Origin of the sequence: Nocardioides sp. NPDC101246, assembly GCF_044767415.1 — a bacterium.
Lineage (GTDB): Bacteria > Actinomycetota > Actinomycetes > Propionibacteriales > Nocardioidaceae > Nocardioides.
In genome coordinates this window covers 142,975-157,413 of sequence record NZ_JBIWNX010000008.1, presented here as the reverse complement: position 1 = coordinate 157,413, position 14,439 = coordinate 142,975, and the positions used below count along the sequence as shown (strand labels likewise).

The window sequence follows — 14,439 nt, the reverse complement described above, 5'->3', positions numbered from 1 at the left end:
GACCGACGACTCACCGGTCATGCCGCGGTCGTACGCCACGTCAGACGGCCGCACCCTCCGCCGCCAACGAGCGGTGGTAGGTGATGATGCTGCGGTTCATGTTGAATCCCACAGCAGCGACGAGCTCGTCACCCCTGTGGCCCTCGACAAGGAGGGACGGTTTCTCGACATCCTCGGAGACCACCGTCCAACGGTCGGCTGCACGCAGGTAGCCAGCCGACTTGATCTTGACGTTGTACTGGTCGGACCAGAAGGTCGGGACCGAAGCAAGCGCCGCCATCGGAGCCCGATCGGGCACGTCGACAAGAAGGTTTCGCGCGGCGAGATCCGCCATGTCACGCGCGTTCGACCAGTGCTCGATGCAGACCGCGCCGCGACCGTGCGGATGCGGCCACGCGGCGACATCCCCTGCAGCCATGATCTCCGGCACGGGCCGACCAGCTTCGTCCAGGACCGTGCACGTGATGTCGCAGCTCACGACGCCCCCGTCGACGGCCAGGCCCGACCCTTCGAGCCACTCCGAGTTCGGGACGGAGCCGACCGCGATGAGCACGACCGTCGCAGGGAGAACTTCGCCGGAGTCCAGACGGACGCCGGTGACCGTCTCGTCACCCTCAACGGCGGCGACACCAGTGCCGAGCCGGAAGTCGACGCCATGCGCCTCGTGAATCGCGATGGCACGAGCGCCGACGTCCGGCCCCATCACTGGCATCGGGTAGGCCGAGACGCCAACCACGGTGACGTCGGCCCCCTCGTTGCGGAGAGTGGCCGCCACCTCGCACCCAATGAAGCCGGCGCCGATGATGACCACCTTCGCAGCCTCACCGATCGATGCCCGGAACGCGGCGGTGTCCGCGAGGTTGCGCAGCATATGCACCCCGGCATGCGGCAACACCCCAGGCCACTCGCGGGCCCGGCGCCCCGTCGCGATCAGGAGGCCGTCATAGGGGATCTCCTCACCGTCATCCAGGATGACCAGATGTCGGTCCCGGTCCAGGCGAGCGGCGCGGCGACCGAGCTTCCAGATGGCATCGGCGACATCGCCCGCCAGCGCGCACTGTTCCTCCGTGTAGGCGCCGGAGAGCAACTGCTTGGAGAGCGGCGGCCGGTCATAGGGCCGGTCGAGCTCATCGCCGACCACCGTGAGCGACTCGGTATACCCGGCGTCGCGAAGGTCCTGCGCGAAGCGGAAGCCGGCCAGGCCTGCGCCGACAACGACGACGTTGCGCATGTCAGCCCTCGATGAGGATTGCGCTGACCGGACACATGCGGGCGGCCTGTGTGACCGTCGCACGGTGCTCCTCACCGGGATCGGCGAGCAGCAACTGCACCACGTCGTCGTCCTCACCGATGTCGAAGACATCGGGGGCAGCGACGACGCAGTCGCCGTGGACCTCGCACAGATGGGTGTCGACGTTGATCTTCATGTGGGTTCCTCGAGGTAGGGCCGGCTCAGGCCGGGGTCACGGTGACAGGGAGCGAGTAGACGCCGCGCGAGTAGGCGTCGCGGACGTATTCGATCGGCCCTGCCGGTTCGATGCTCGACGTGCGCTGGAAGAGCTCTTCGAAGAGGATCTTCATCTCGAGCGCGGCCACGTGCTGCCCCAAGCACTTGTGGGCACCGCGGCCGAAGCTGACGTGCGGGTTCTCGATGCGATCCGGACGGAACTCGTGCGGGGCCTCGAAGGCGCGCTCGTCGAAGTTGCCGGCAGCAAAGAGCATGGAGACGATGTCTCCTTCCTTGATCTGCTTGCCGTGAAGCTCGTGATCGCGGGTGGCTGTGCGGACCAGGTGGGTGAAGGGCGACGCGATGCGCACCATCTCCTGGATGAGCGTGGACGGGATGTTGTCCTTGCGCTCCCGGACCCAGGCCATCGCCCGCTCGTTGCGCATGAGCTCGTGCATGCCGTGCGACATGGCGGTACGCGTGCTCTCGGCGGCGCCGCTCGCGAGGAGCGCGACGTTGCCCATGATCTCGTCGGGCGACATCAGCGGGTCGCCGCCCTCGCCCGAAGCCACGAGCCGCGACATCACGTCGTCGGCTGGGTTGGCCCGCTTCAGCTCGGCCAGCTCCTCGGAGTAGACCATCAGGTTGCCGATCGCCTCCATCACCTCGTCGAACGAGGCGGTGATCCGGGTGTCGAACGGTGCGGCGAACTTGTCGACCCACCCGAAGAACTTCGACCGGTCCTCCTGCGGGACACCGAGCACGTCCCCGAGCGCCTCCATCGGCATGTTGTGCGCGATGGTCTGCACGAAGTTGAACGTGCCCTTCTCCAGCGCGTCGTCCACGACGTCCTTGGCGTACTTGCGGAACTTGCCGTCCAGCTTGCGGACGAAGCCCGGCGTGAAGCCCTTGGCGAGCACCTGACGCTGCGCACGGTGCCGCTCGCCATCGGTGGTCAGCATCGCCGGCATACCGCCGTTCTTCGGGTCGATCGGAACGACCTGCCAGATGTTGACGTACCCACGGTCGGCCGCATAGAGCTCGGTGTTCCGGTCGACCTCCCAGATGTCCTCGTTCCGGCTGACGACCCACGTCTTGTCGATCAGCATCGGGTCGTCGAGCTCCTGGAGGTAGCACGGTTCCTCGTCACGGAGGTACTGGTACTGGTCCAGGGGCAGACCGAACGTGGTCGGGTCACCGTTGGCGTACGTGTCGTAGTCGAAGACCTTGATGTCAGGCTGGGTCGAGGTGGTGGTCATCGCAATGCCGTCCTTCGCTGGATGTCGTTCAACGCGCGGTAGAGCCGGCGTCGCAGAGGTGGGTCTTCCCGGTATTTTTGAGACTGCCCACTCCATAAAAGATACGGATGGTCTCAAAAAGTGTCAACGACCTGGCCCCAACTCCTTGGTTCGGTTCTCAGGCAGCGCGGCCGATGGACTCGAGGTGCGCGCGGTAGAGCGCGTACGCCGGCTGGAGAGCGGGCACGAGGCCCATCAGCTTGGCCACACCGCCGTCGACCTTGATCTTGCGGCGCGCGAGCGCGACCGGCAGGTTGAGCTGGCCGAGCCAGAACTTGTGGCCGTCTTCGGCCGACATGGTCAGGTCGACCTCGGCTGACTTCCCCTCGGCCTCGTCGCCGACGTACAGGCGCGGCGGATCGACGGTCGCGTCGAGCAGGAAGACTCCGTCCGGGTCGGTGTGGTTGACACGGAACGACGTGTTCGCCGCGACGAACTTGCGGCCGACGACCGGGTCGGTGGTGAGGCTCTGCATGAACGGCGTGAAGACGCTGTACATCTCCTCTGCGGAGCTGAAGACAGTCATGGTGGTTCCCTTCGCTGGGTGGGTGGTGGTCAGATCGGGTCGATAGCGCTGATCAGCCAGTCGCCGTCGACCTCATCGAGGTCGACGTGGAGCCGACTTCCAGTGATCTGGGGGGTCTTGCTGCCGCCCTGCTGAACGGCGACGTTGACGAACACGAGCAGTTCGACGTGGTCACGACTCGACGACTCGACGCCGCTGGCGACCGCGTTCGCCTCGGTGATGAGCTTCGCCTTCTCGGCCTCGGGCCCGAACGTGTCCGAGATCAGCGGCGTGTAGGACTCCATGAAGCCCTTGGTCAACCAGTCGCGCTCGATCTCGAGCTCGTGCTCGATGTCGCGGTAGTCGTAGCTCAGGAGCTCCTCGACGTGCGCGACTCCCGTCGTGCGCGCGTCATCGGCGCTGTCGGCCAAGCTGTCGTGACGGTGGTTGACGACATACATGGCCGCGGCGGCTATCACCAGCACCGCGGCAACGGCGAGAAGCGGCCAGCGCGGGCGCTGCGGGTTCGTCTCGGCGTCGTCTGTGGATCGGTCCTTGGCGGCGGATCGGTCCTTGGCGGGGCGAACGGTCAGTCTTTCCTCGATCTTCGTGTTCACTGTACGAACTCCATTCCCGAGATCAGCCAGTCGTCTCCCGAGCGCTCGAGGTCGACGCTGAAGCGCCACCCGCGAGCCACCGTCTCCTGCCCGCCGCGACCGACGTCGGCGGCACTGGCAACGAGAACGGTGGCCTTGTCACCGTCGAACTTGGAGATCGCCGAGCCCTTGATCTTGCCCTTGGCGGTGATCTTGTCCTCGGTCACCGCGGTGACGAAGTTGGACGAGAAGCCGTTGAACTGTCGCTTGAAGTCGCCACTCAGACGCCCGGTGAGCGAATTCATCGTCTTCTTGACCGTCTTCGGGTCCATCGTGGTCAGGTCGAGAACCTGCGCCTCGGCAGTCTCGACCGCCGCGGCACGGCGATCGTCGTCGCGTTGGGCCGTACGCCACGCGGACGCCTGCCACACGAGGACGCAGAGCCCGAGCACAGCCAGGGCCATCACGGCCGCCACCGGGGCGGCCGGCATCGTGATTCGTCGCATCAGTTCACCAGTCCTTTCAGGAGATCGGTCAGGGTCATGGCGCCTGCTCCTCCACTGCTGAGGAAGGAGCCACCGTCGGTCGACGGCGCCAACACCGAACCGCGGTTCGGCGGAGTTCCGCCGGATGCCTGGGCCTGATGACGTGAGCGCTTCACCGCGCCCTTGTCGAAGACAAGGCCACAGCCCTCAGCCGTTGCGGCTCGCCCACCGTTCGGGCAGGGGGCGTTTCGGGCCCCGCGCGCGGCCAGGTCGCTCTTCGACGGCACCTTGCACCAGTCGTTCTGGGACGGATTCTGCATCGGCGCGATGATCGACGGGTCACGCATCTTGTCGGCGTCCCGGAAGCCGGTCGTGCACGGCGGCGGGTCGACACCGAGCTTGAACCAGAGGTTGGCGAAGCTGCGCTCACCACGCTTTTCGATCGGGACGCTGGAGAGCACGGTGGTGATGATCGCCGGCAGGACGATCAGGACGTGCTCGATGTGGCGCACGTAGACGTTCAGCACCTGGCCGAAGTTCGCGAGGTCGGTCAAGGCCGCAACCACCTCGGGGCTCAACTGGTTGACGAAAGCACCGACTTCACGCATGAACGGGGCACCTGTCCGCACAAGCCCACGCATCTGGGCGTCCGCCCCTTCGACAGCACCCGTCACCGAGCTCAGGCTCTTGGCGTAGGAACGAATCTCGGGATCGAGCCCAGCTTGCGTCTTCAGCACCGGCTCCGCATCCTCGAGCAGCTTGATCGTCTCCGGGAGGTTTTCACTGGCCGCCGCTTGGAAGTCGTGACTGTCAGAGATCAGCTGGCCGAGATCGTCGCCGACGCCGTTGGTCGCCGCACCAGCCTCGTCGACCGCGGTCCTGAGGTCGTCCAGCGGGATCGAGGTCAGGAAGCCGTCCAACGACGTGAGCAACTCGTCGGTTGTCGTGGGGATGCGAGTGCGGTCGACCGGGACCGTGGCGCCTTCGGCGAGGAGCTTGTCCGACTTCCGCTCCGCAAGGGGTACGAAGTTGACGTACTGCTCGCCGATGACCGACGCACTGCGAACCTCCGCGGTCGACTCGACCGGGATATCAGTGCCCTCGTCGATCTCGAGGTGGGCGAGAACGTCTCCGCTGCCGTTCGCCAGCGACACTTTGGTCACCTTGCCGACCTCGACGCCACGATAAGTGACAGACGCCTGCGGGTAGAGGCCTCCCGCGGCCGCGAGCTCGACGTCGACGCCGTAGCGGCCGATGCCGACCTGCTCCGGCAGGCGGACGTAGCTCAAAGCCATCACGACGAGGGTCACGACCGCGATCGCAACGAACACACCGAGCTTGACCTTGGTGATTCGAGTCAGCATCTCAGTCTCCCCCCAGCAGGCCGCCGAGGCCGCCGCCCAAGCCCGACCCCGAGTCGGTGCCGTGGCTCTTGGCACCGCTGTCATCGGATTCCTTGTCGCCCGCCCCAGGATTGAGGGCGCTTTCGCCGGGCTCTGTTCCGGTGCCGCCGAGCAAACCGCCCGTGCCGTTCCCGAGAAGCCCCTCGAGGGAGCCGGCGGTATCGTCCACTGTGCCGACAGGGGCACCGAGGAAGCCGTTGAAGAGTCCGTCTAGCGGCGTTCCACCCAGCCAGTCGCGAGCCAGGTGCTCGGCGCTGACCTCGATCTCCGCGATCAGGTTGATGTAGTCACCTTGGATCGTGCGGTTTCCGGCTCGGACCATGAACGGGTAACCAAGGGCATCGGCGTTACGGGCAAGCACTTCACTGTTCTTCGCCAGCTTGCCGGTCACCGGCCGAAGATTGTCGAGGTTGGTCTGCAGGTCGGCCTTGTTGGCGCCGACGACCCGGTCGGCCGTCTTGCCGAAGCCGTCGACCGCCTCGAGCGCGTCGACCAGCTGGGCGCGGTCGCGCTCGAGGAGCTCGACCCCCTCAGGGACCTCCTCGAGTGCCCTGTCGATCTTGTCCTCGTCCTCCACCACGGTGCGGGACAACTTGTCCAGCTGCACCAGGGTGGTCGCGATGTTGTCGCGCTGGCCGTCGAGCCGTGCGGTGAAGCGGCTGGAGGTACGCATGAAGGACTTGATGTCCCCCTCGCGTCCGCCGAGGGCCGCGTTCAGCTCGTGGGAGATCTCACGGATCTGTGGGAGGCCACCACCGTTGAGCAGCATGGAGCCGGCGGCCAGCACCTCCTCGGTCTCCGGGTAACGACCCGTCCGCTCGAGCCCGATCACGTCCCCGCTCGCGAGGTAGCCGCTCGACCCAGCCGCCGCGCTGGCGTCCTCTGGGTCGGACAGGGCCAGGTACTCGGCACCGAGGAGGCTCTTCTGGGCGACTTTGGCGGTGACGTCGTCGGGGATCTTGGCATCGCCGTCGATACCGATCGTCAACGTCGCCGTCCAGTCCTTCAGCTCGATCTTGCGCACCGAGCCGATCGTCACCTCGTCGTACTTGACCTCGGAGTTCGCGACGAGGTTGGCGGCGTTGTCCAGCTGCACCGTCACCCGATAGCTGTCGTCCCCTCCTCCCTTGGTGAAGGGCAACGAGATGCCGTTCAGTCCGGACCAGGTGCAGCCCGAGGCCGTCACCGTCACTGCGGCGAGCGCAGCCACGGATCGGGCGAGGCGTGGGATTGTCATCATCGCTTTCCTCCGAGCAGATCGTCGACGAGGCCGGGCTCGCTGTTGGACGAGGGCGACTGCTGCTTCTGCTTGCCGCCTGGCTCGATCGACCCTTGTTCACCGGTGCCACCCGACTCCAAGAGACTGGTACCGACGGGCGGGGCGTTCATGGCGAGGTACTGGACGAGCGGGCCGAGCGCCTGCTGGCACGCGACGCGGTCGCCTCCCATTGCGAGCAGCGCGCCACAGATGATCTGGGCCGGGGCCTTGAGGTTGTTGACCGCCAGCTCGCCCGTGATCATGGCGCCGTTGTCACCGCGCGTGTCGAGGATGTTGTAGAAGTTCGACACCGTGGACGGCGCGACCTGCAGCAGGTCGGCGACGCTCTGCCGGTTCTCGGACAGCAGCGACGTGGTCGCGCGGACCTCACGGAGGGTCTTGACCGTGATGTCTCGGTTGTCGACGAGGAACGCGTCGATCTCCTTGAAAGCCCGGTCCAGCCCCTTGAGCGCCCCCACCAGGGCGTCGCTGTCCTCCTCGAGACTGGCTGACACCGTGGCCAACCTCTCGTTGAAGAGACGGACCTGCGTGTCACTGCCCTTGATCGCCTCGATGAAGACCTGGAGGTTCCGGACGGTGGCGAAGAGGTCTCCACTGTTGTCCGACAACGTGCTCATCGCCTCGGACATGTTGCGGATCGTCTGGTTGAGCGATTCTCCGGTGCCGTCGAGGAAGGCGGCGCCCGCCGTGACCAGGTCGCTGGTCGCACCGTTGCGGTTGGCTCCGTTGGGGCCCAGTGCCGTGCTGAGCGAGACGAGCTGGTCCTTGATGTCGTCCCACTCGACAGGGATCGCGGTCCGCGAGATCGGGATCTCATCACCGTCCTCCAGCGACGCTCCCTTCGCCGTCACCGGACCGAGAGCGATCGAGCGTACGGCCACCAGCGACTGCGCGATGACGGCAGCCTTGACGTCGGTCGGGATGTGGACGTCGGGGTCGAGATCCAGAGTGACCTTCACCTGGTCCTTCTGCGGCTCGACAGAGGTCACGCTCCCGACCGGTACTCCCCGCACGGTGACGTCGTCACCCTTGTAGATCCCTTTGAACTGGTCGAAGTACGCCGTCACCTGGATCGTCCCGCCACCCCGGAACGCGAACGCACCGAGGGTGGCAGCGATCAGGGCGAGGAGGATCACTCGCACGGTCAGCCTGGACACCATCACTTGCTCACTTCCTGCTTGATGAGCCCGGAGACGCCGCCCGTGACGAGGTCCTCGGGGGACAGCAGGTTGGCTACGTACGCCTGGAAGAAGGGGCCGCTCGCGACACCCTCACCGAGAGAGCGCGCGTAGACCCCGATGTTCTTGATGGCGTAGTCGAGTGTGTCGCGGTACTCCTTGAGGAGGCTCGCGGTCTTCTTGATCTCGATGAGCGCGGGCTTCAGGCTGTCCTTGTTGTCGCGTACGAAACCGACCATCTGCTGGGTGGCCGCCTCGATGTTGTGGAGCAGGCGCCCGATGATCTCGCGGCGCAGCTCCAGCTCGTGGAAGAGCGCGCTGCCGTCCGAGATGATCGAGGTGATCTCCTTGTTTCGCTCCGCGAGAAGTCCGGAGACGCTGCTCGCCCGCTCGAGGAGTGTGGCGAGCTCCTCGTCACGCGAGCTGAGGGTCTGTGACAGCGCACTGACACCCTTCAACGCGGCCCGATACTCCTCCGGCGTCTCGGCCATGACCGCGCTGATCGACTCGAAGGACTCCGCGAGCTTCTCCGTGTCGATCTCCCCCGTTGCACGGGTGAGCTTGCCGAGCTCCTCGTTCACCGCGAAGCCGGAGTCGGTGCGGCTGCGAGGGATGTGCCGGACGTCGCCGTGCCCGGACGGGTCGAGCTCGAGGTACTTGGCACCGAGAGCGTTGTCCGCCTTGACACGCGCCCGGCTGGTGTCTCCGAGCTCGATGTCACCGACGCCGAACGTGACGTCGACGTGGTCGGCGGCGAGCTCGACCTTCTTGACCTCCCCCACGGCGATGCCCGCGACCCGGACGTCGTCGCCCGCACGGAGGCCGCCGGCTTCGGAGAAGTCCGCGGTGCCGGTCGCGTGGCCGACGAGGTCAGCGATCTTGCCGATGTTGAGAGCACCCGCCATCAGGAGGGCGGTGATCGTGAGACCAACCACCCCGATCAGGCCGAGGTCCATCTCGCTGAACGCCGTGCGGATCTTCTTGGGCTTGGTTCGGGTCCTCATCGCTTCTTTCCTCCGCATCGGCCGGTGTTGTCGATGACCCACGGCGTATAGACGTCGAGCTCGTTCCCAGGGAGATCGACCTTCACCTTCGCTCCGCACAGATAGAAGTTGTAGATGGAGCCGTAGGCACCCAGGCGGGCGAGCTTCCGGCCGAACTCCGGGTAGGTCTCGAGGACCTCGCGGATGTCGTCGGCGTTCGCGTTGATATCGCCGGCAAGCTTGCCGAGGTTGTCGACGTTGGCCTTGACCCCCGGACGGGTTCGCCGGAGGAGGTCTTCTGTCTGCGCCGCAGCCTTGCTCACCGAGGCGAGCGAAGAGCCGATCACGACACGATCCTTCGCGAAACCGTCCATGAGCTGGGCGAGACCGACGATGAGCTGGTCGAACTCCTTGCGGTGGCCGTCCAGGACCGCCAGTGCCTTCGAGAGGTTCGTGATCGTCTCGCCGATGATCTCGTCGCGTTCGGCGAGACGACCGGTGAACCTCGCGACGTCGCTCAGCATCGCCTCGACCGAGCCGGCCTGGCCCTGCGTGACGGCGATGATGTTCTCAGCGAGGTCGTTCATCTCCCTCGGGTCCAGGCCACGCATCAGCGGGTCGAACCCGGCGAAGAACTGGTCAAGGTCCAGCGCCGCCTTGGTCATCTTCAGCGGGATGGTCGCCCCTCCCTCCAGCGGCTCGGCACCTCGCGACTTCCCCGGCTCGAGGTCGAGGTAACGGTCGCCGGTCAAGTTCGCGTAGCGGATACGGGCCATCGTGGCCTTGGTCAGATCGACACTGTCCTCGACGACGAACGTGACCAGCGCGGTGTTGCCCTTGCCGACCTCGACCTTCTTGACCGAGCCGATCGCCACGCCGTTGCCGCGGACATCGCTGCCGCCCTGGAGGCCAGAGGCGTTCGTGAACATCGCCTTGAACTCGTTGCTCGGGCCGATCCGCATGCGGCCGAAGACCACGCCCACGGCCGCGATGAGCAAGGACATCGTGCCGACGAAGATCAGCACCTTGATCAGTGGAATCGCGTTGAGTCTCATTTCTCGATCCCTTCGAGGAATGCCTTCTTGCCGTCCTTGCCGAGCCAGTCAGCAAGCAGGTCGCCATAGAGATTGATCGGCTGCTCGCCAGGATGGGCGAGCTTGTCGGTCTGTTCGTCGGAGTAGATGCCCAGCGAACCGTCGTCGAAGCGCACCCGGGGAGGCGTCGGGTTCTTCTTGGTCGCCAGTGGGTAGCAGGCCGGGCCGCCGCCTTCGATGAGCTTCGGCGCGTACTTCTTCATCGAGTACTTCTCCTGGCCGGGCAGGAATCCGACGCTCGCGTAGAAGTAGAACTCGTCCGGGTTCTCGTGACCGAAGAAGTTGTTGAACACCTTCCGGTGCTCGTCGAGCCCCTTGATCACGCAGTCGTACTCAGGCACGTACTTCTTCGCCAGGCCGGTGACCGGCAGCCACTCACGGTTGAACGCGCGCAGCGGAGCCTCCACGGCCAGCAGGAACTTGCGGGCGGCATCAGCGCCGTCCACGGCGCCGGCAAGTAGGCCGGTGAACTCGTCACCGTTCGCGACCAGCGTGTGGCTTGTCGTGGCGAGGTTGTCGGCGCTGTCGATCAGGGCCGGCGCAGCTGCGGAGTAGGTGCCCAGGACGGCCGGCGAGGTCTCGAGAACGTACTCGAGGGCGTCTAGGTGCGGCTCCATGCGCTTGAGATAGGCGTTCCACTCGGTGAAGAACTGCCCGAACTCGTTGCCACGTCCACGCAGCGCCGTCGAGATGGAGGCGAGAGTGGTGTTGAGCGTCGCCGGATCGACCGCACTGAGCACTTCCAATCCACGTTCGAAGACATCGTTGACCTCGATGGTCACCTCGTTGGCATTGATCGTGTCTCCGGCGGAGATCGCCTGCTCGGCGGGCACGTCGGGGAGGCTGAGGTCGATGAACTTGGAGCCGAAGACCGTCGTGCCCTTGATGCTGGCCAGCACATTCGCCGGCACCTGGTCCACCTTGTCTCCGTCGATCGCGAGCTCGATCTCGACGTTTCCGTCGTCCCCGAGCTTGGTGTCACGAACCTCGCCCACCGCCACACCCGAGAGACGTACGCGCGCGCCCTTGTCGAGTAGCAGGCCCGCGCGATCGGAGGCCACCGTCACGGGCACGGTGTCGGCAAACACCTTCAGGTAGGTCGCGATGAGGATCCCGCAGACCGTCAGGATGACGACGAGCCCGGCCAGACCCATGAGCTGGGTCATCGTGCGGTTCGTCTCGAATTCGTTGGACACCTCAGATCACCCCGTGATGTTGAGCGAGTGCGACGTGCCGTAGAGCGCGAAGCTCAGCAGCATGTCTGCGAACAGGATCGAGATGAGCGAAAGCCGCACAGCGCTACCGACGGCGCGCCCGACTCCAGCGGGGCCACCCTTGGCGTTGTAGCCGTAGTAGCAACAGATCGCCATGATCACGACCGCCATGCACATGACCTTCACGACCGACAACACGATGTCCGAGGGGATGAGGAACGTGTTGAAGTAGTGCTGATAGGCACCGCTCGACTGCCCGAAGGCCACGGTGACCACGAGCCGGGTGGCTGCATAGGAGGCGAGGAGCGACACGGCGTACAACGGGACGATCGAGACCAGACCCGCAACGATGCGCGTGCTCACCAGGAAGCGCACCGAGTGGATCGACATCACCTCGAGAGCGTCGATCTCCTCACTCACCCGCATGGCACCGAGCTGGGCGGTGAAGCCCGCACCGACAGTCGCGGTCAGCGCGATACCAGCCAGAGCCGGCGCCGCCAGGCGCGTGTTGATGTAGGCGGAGACGAAGCCGCTGAGCGCCTCGACTCCGATGTTGCTGAGCTGCGAGTAGCCCTGCAGGCCCAGCTCGATACCGGCGAAGGCGGTCAGGAAGGAGACCACCACGACGGTGCCGCCCACGAGCGCGAGTGCGCCACTGCCGAACGCCACGGTCGAGATGAGCCGGAGCACCTCGCGGCGGTACGTAGTGACCGCATGCGGGATGCCGGCGATCGCACCGATGTAGAACCGGACGTGTTCGCCGCTGTCGAGGAGGATCCGCCCCGGAGCTGTCACGACCCTCTTCGCGAAGGCCACCTGATTCGCACGCAGCTGTTTACTCAGACTGGCGCGCTCTTCGGACATCGAGACCGCAGACATTTCAGCCTCCCAGCTGGAGATAGACCGTCGTGACGGTCGAGTTGATGACCAGGAGGACCATGAGCGTGAAGACGACGGTCTGGTTGACCGCCTCCCCGACACCCTTGGGGCCGCCCTTGGCGTTCATGCCGAGATGGCAGGAGACGAGAGCCGCGGCGACGCCGAACAGCGCGGTCTTGATCAGCGCGGTGACGAAGGAGCCGAAGCCGGTGACCAACGTCAGGTTCGACACGAAGAGTCCGGGGCTGGCTCCTCCGAGCGTGACAGCGAAGACATAGGTGCCGAGCAGACCGACGACGCAGACGACGCCGTAGAGACAGAGAGACACGACGACGAACGCAAGGATCCGGGGCGCGACGAGACGCTGCATCGGATCGAGCCCGAGCACCTCCATGGCGTCCAGCTCCTCGCGGATCTTCCGCGAGCCGAGGTCGGCACAGACGGCGGTGGCACCGGCGCCGGCGACGACGAGAACACTGCAGAAGGGCCCGAGCTCCTGGATGACGACCAGTCCCGCACCCGCACCTGAGAGGTCGGTCGCGCCGATCTCCATGAGCAGCTGATTGATGAAGAACTGGACGACCACCGTAAACGGGATCGTGACGAAGATCGCCGGGAGGAAGGAGACACTTGCGATGAACAGCGTCTGCTCCAAGAACTCACCGGTCGCGAACGGCCTGCGGAACATCGCCCGCAGCGAGTCTCCGGCCAAAGCGAAGAACTGCCCCAGTGGGATAAGCTTCGCGCGAATCCGAGCGGCGGTCATGCGTCACCTCCTAGTCAGGTGCATTTATGAGACGGTGTGCCTCACATTAAACGAGCAAATGTGACGTTGGCTACGGTCGGCACCCAAAGAATCTCCTTTTTTTGAGATTCAGTGCCCGAAAACAGGCTGGGCCTCAGAACCGCGATGGGCGAAGGCCGTACGTGGCCGAGATGATGTCGCGCTGGATCTCGTTCGCTCCGGCGTAGATCGTCGACGGAATGGCGACCCGCAGGTGACGCTCCATGTCGAACTCCAGCGTGTAGCCGTAGCCGCCCATCATCTGGACACCCTCCAGAGCGACGTGCTTCGCAGTCTCGGTGACCTTGACCTTCGCCATCGAGGTCGCCCGGACGAGCTCCTCGGGCGGGGCCGTGCTCGCAGCGACCTTGCGCGTGGTGTCGTAGGTGAGGGCGCGTGCGGCCTCGATATCGATCGCCAGGTCGGCGATCCTGTGCCGGAGTGCCTGGAAGGACCCGATCGGCGCACCGAACTGCTCGCGCTGCTTGACGTAGGCCAGCAGGTCGTCGAAGGCACGCTGCGCCATGCCGAGCCCCTGGGCCGCACAGACGATGCGCTCGCCATTGAGGCCGGCCATCACCTGCCGCCAGGCGCGACCCTCCTCGCCCACGACCGCCAAGGCAGGAACGACGACGTCCGTGAAGAAGAGGTCGTTGACCTCCGCACCGCCACCCATCGTGCCGATGGGGCGGATCTCCAGCCCCGGAGCATCGGCCGGGACCTCGAACATGGTCAGCCCGTCGTGCGGGCGGTCGCCGCGGCCCGTTCGGGCGACCAGGAGAATCCGGTCGGCGAACTGGGCGTCAGAGCACCACGTCTTCTGACCGGTGATGCGGAACTTGTCGCCGTCGCGCTCGGCCTTGCACGCAATCGCGGCTGCATCCGAGCCCGCCCCCGGCTCAGAGATGCTGATCGACATGACCGCACCCGAACAGATCGCACCCAGGACGGAGGCCTTCTGCTCGTCGGTCGCATAGCGCTTGTAGACACCGGCGACTGTGTGGGACGTACCGGCACCATGCACCGGCACCATGCCACGCCACAGCTCCTCGAAGAGGATCACCTGTTCGGCGATCCCCCCGCCGCTACCGCCGAACTCCTCAGGGATCGAGACTCCGAGGTAGCCCGACTCCGCGAGCTTGCGATAGATGCCTTCATGGTGCTGTTCCCGACCGTTGTCGGTGAGCTTGTCGCGCTGCTCGCGGGTGCCGCACTCCTTGGCCGCGAAGTTGCGCACCGCCTTGGCGAACTCAACCTGCTCCTCAGTGAAACCGGGCGTATCCATCTTTCAGCT

At 65.6% G+C, this 14,439-nt stretch carries 15 protein-coding genes; all 15 read right to left on the bottom strand.

Features of this window, described 5'->3' with window-relative positions:
* Window positions 1-40: 40 nt before the first annotated feature.
* The 15 genes from ACIRON_RS16705 to ACIRON_RS16635 all read right to left on the bottom strand — a co-directional run bounded on the left by ACIRON_RS16705 (window position 41) and on the right by ACIRON_RS16635 (window position 14,430).
* Window positions 41-1,231 carry an NAD(P)/FAD-dependent oxidoreductase gene (locus tag ACIRON_RS16705; RefSeq protein ID WP_402993507.1) on the bottom strand — a complete coding sequence of 397 codons (1,191 nt, stop codon included), beginning with the start codon at window positions 1,229-1,231 and terminating at the stop codon, window positions 41-43.
* Window position 1,232: 1 nt separating this feature from the next.
* Window positions 1,233-1,427, bottom strand: a complete 195-nt coding sequence (locus ACIRON_RS16700; RefSeq protein ID WP_402993505.1) for a ferredoxin — start codon at window positions 1,425-1,427, stop codon at window positions 1,233-1,235.
* Between the two features lie 25 nt (window positions 1,428-1,452).
* On the bottom strand, window positions 1,453-2,706 hold the full coding sequence (locus ACIRON_RS16695; RefSeq protein WP_402993503.1) for a cytochrome P450: 1,254 nt from the start codon (window positions 2,704-2,706) through the stop codon (window positions 1,453-1,455).
* A 157-nt stretch (window positions 2,707-2,863) separates the two neighbouring features.
* Window positions 2,864-3,271 carry an SCP2 sterol-binding domain-containing protein gene (locus ACIRON_RS16690; RefSeq protein ID WP_402993501.1) on the bottom strand — a complete coding sequence of 136 codons (408 nt, stop codon included), beginning with the start codon at window positions 3,269-3,271 and terminating at the stop codon, window positions 2,864-2,866.
* A 29-nt stretch (window positions 3,272-3,300) separates the two neighbouring features.
* Window positions 3,301-3,867 carry a hypothetical protein gene (locus ACIRON_RS16685; protein WP_402993499.1) on the bottom strand — a complete coding sequence of 189 codons (567 nt, stop codon included), beginning with the start codon at window positions 3,865-3,867 and terminating at the stop codon, window positions 3,301-3,303.
* Window positions 3,864-4,352: a hypothetical protein gene (locus ACIRON_RS16680; protein ID WP_402993497.1), complete on the bottom strand. Its 489-nt coding sequence runs from the start codon at window positions 4,350-4,352 to the stop codon at window positions 3,864-3,866. The genes ACIRON_RS16685 and ACIRON_RS16680 overlap by 4 nt, the downstream gene beginning before the upstream one ends.
* Window positions 4,352-5,695 carry an MCE family protein gene (locus ACIRON_RS16675; protein WP_402993495.1) on the bottom strand — a complete coding sequence of 448 codons (1,344 nt, stop codon included), beginning with the start codon at window positions 5,693-5,695 and terminating at the stop codon, window positions 4,352-4,354. Before ACIRON_RS16675 ends, ACIRON_RS16680 begins: the two co-directional genes overlap by 1 nt.
* 1 nt (window position 5,696) lies before the next feature.
* On the bottom strand, window positions 5,697-6,971 hold the full coding sequence (locus ACIRON_RS16670) for an MCE family protein (protein ID WP_402993493.1): 1,275 nt from the start codon (window positions 6,969-6,971) through the stop codon (window positions 5,697-5,699).
* Window positions 6,971-8,170, bottom strand: a complete 1,200-nt coding sequence (locus ACIRON_RS16665; RefSeq protein ID WP_402993491.1) for an MCE family protein — start codon at window positions 8,168-8,170, stop codon at window positions 6,971-6,973. Before ACIRON_RS16665 ends, ACIRON_RS16670 begins: the two co-directional genes overlap by 1 nt.
* Before the next feature lie 2 nt (window positions 8,171-8,172).
* The gene (locus ACIRON_RS16660) at window positions 8,173-9,195 is read right to left on the bottom strand and encodes an MCE family protein (protein ID WP_402993489.1); all 1,023 of its coding nucleotides are present in this window, start codon (window positions 9,193-9,195) and stop codon (window positions 8,173-8,175) included.
* A complete protein-coding gene (locus tag ACIRON_RS16655) occupies window positions 9,192-10,229 on the bottom strand; it encodes an MCE family protein (protein ID WP_402993487.1) in 1,038 nt (345 codons plus the stop codon). The genes ACIRON_RS16660 and ACIRON_RS16655 overlap by 4 nt, the downstream gene beginning before the upstream one ends.
* The gene (locus ACIRON_RS16650) at window positions 10,226-11,464 is read right to left on the bottom strand and encodes an MCE family protein (protein ID WP_402993485.1); all 1,239 of its coding nucleotides are present in this window, start codon (window positions 11,462-11,464) and stop codon (window positions 10,226-10,228) included. The genes ACIRON_RS16655 and ACIRON_RS16650 overlap by 4 nt, the downstream gene beginning before the upstream one ends.
* 6 nt (window positions 11,465-11,470) lie before the next feature.
* A complete protein-coding gene (locus tag ACIRON_RS16645; RefSeq protein ID WP_402993483.1) occupies window positions 11,471-12,277 on the bottom strand; it encodes an ABC transporter permease in 807 nt (268 codons plus the stop codon).
* Between the two features lie 85 nt (window positions 12,278-12,362).
* Window positions 12,363-13,127, bottom strand: a complete 765-nt coding sequence (locus ACIRON_RS16640; protein WP_402993481.1) for an MlaE family ABC transporter permease — start codon at window positions 13,125-13,127, stop codon at window positions 12,363-12,365.
* Between the two features lie 133 nt (window positions 13,128-13,260).
* Window positions 13,261-14,430, bottom strand: a complete 1,170-nt coding sequence (locus ACIRON_RS16635; RefSeq protein ID WP_402993479.1) for an acyl-CoA dehydrogenase family protein — start codon at window positions 14,428-14,430, stop codon at window positions 13,261-13,263.
* Window positions 14,431-14,439: the final 9 nt, after the last annotated feature.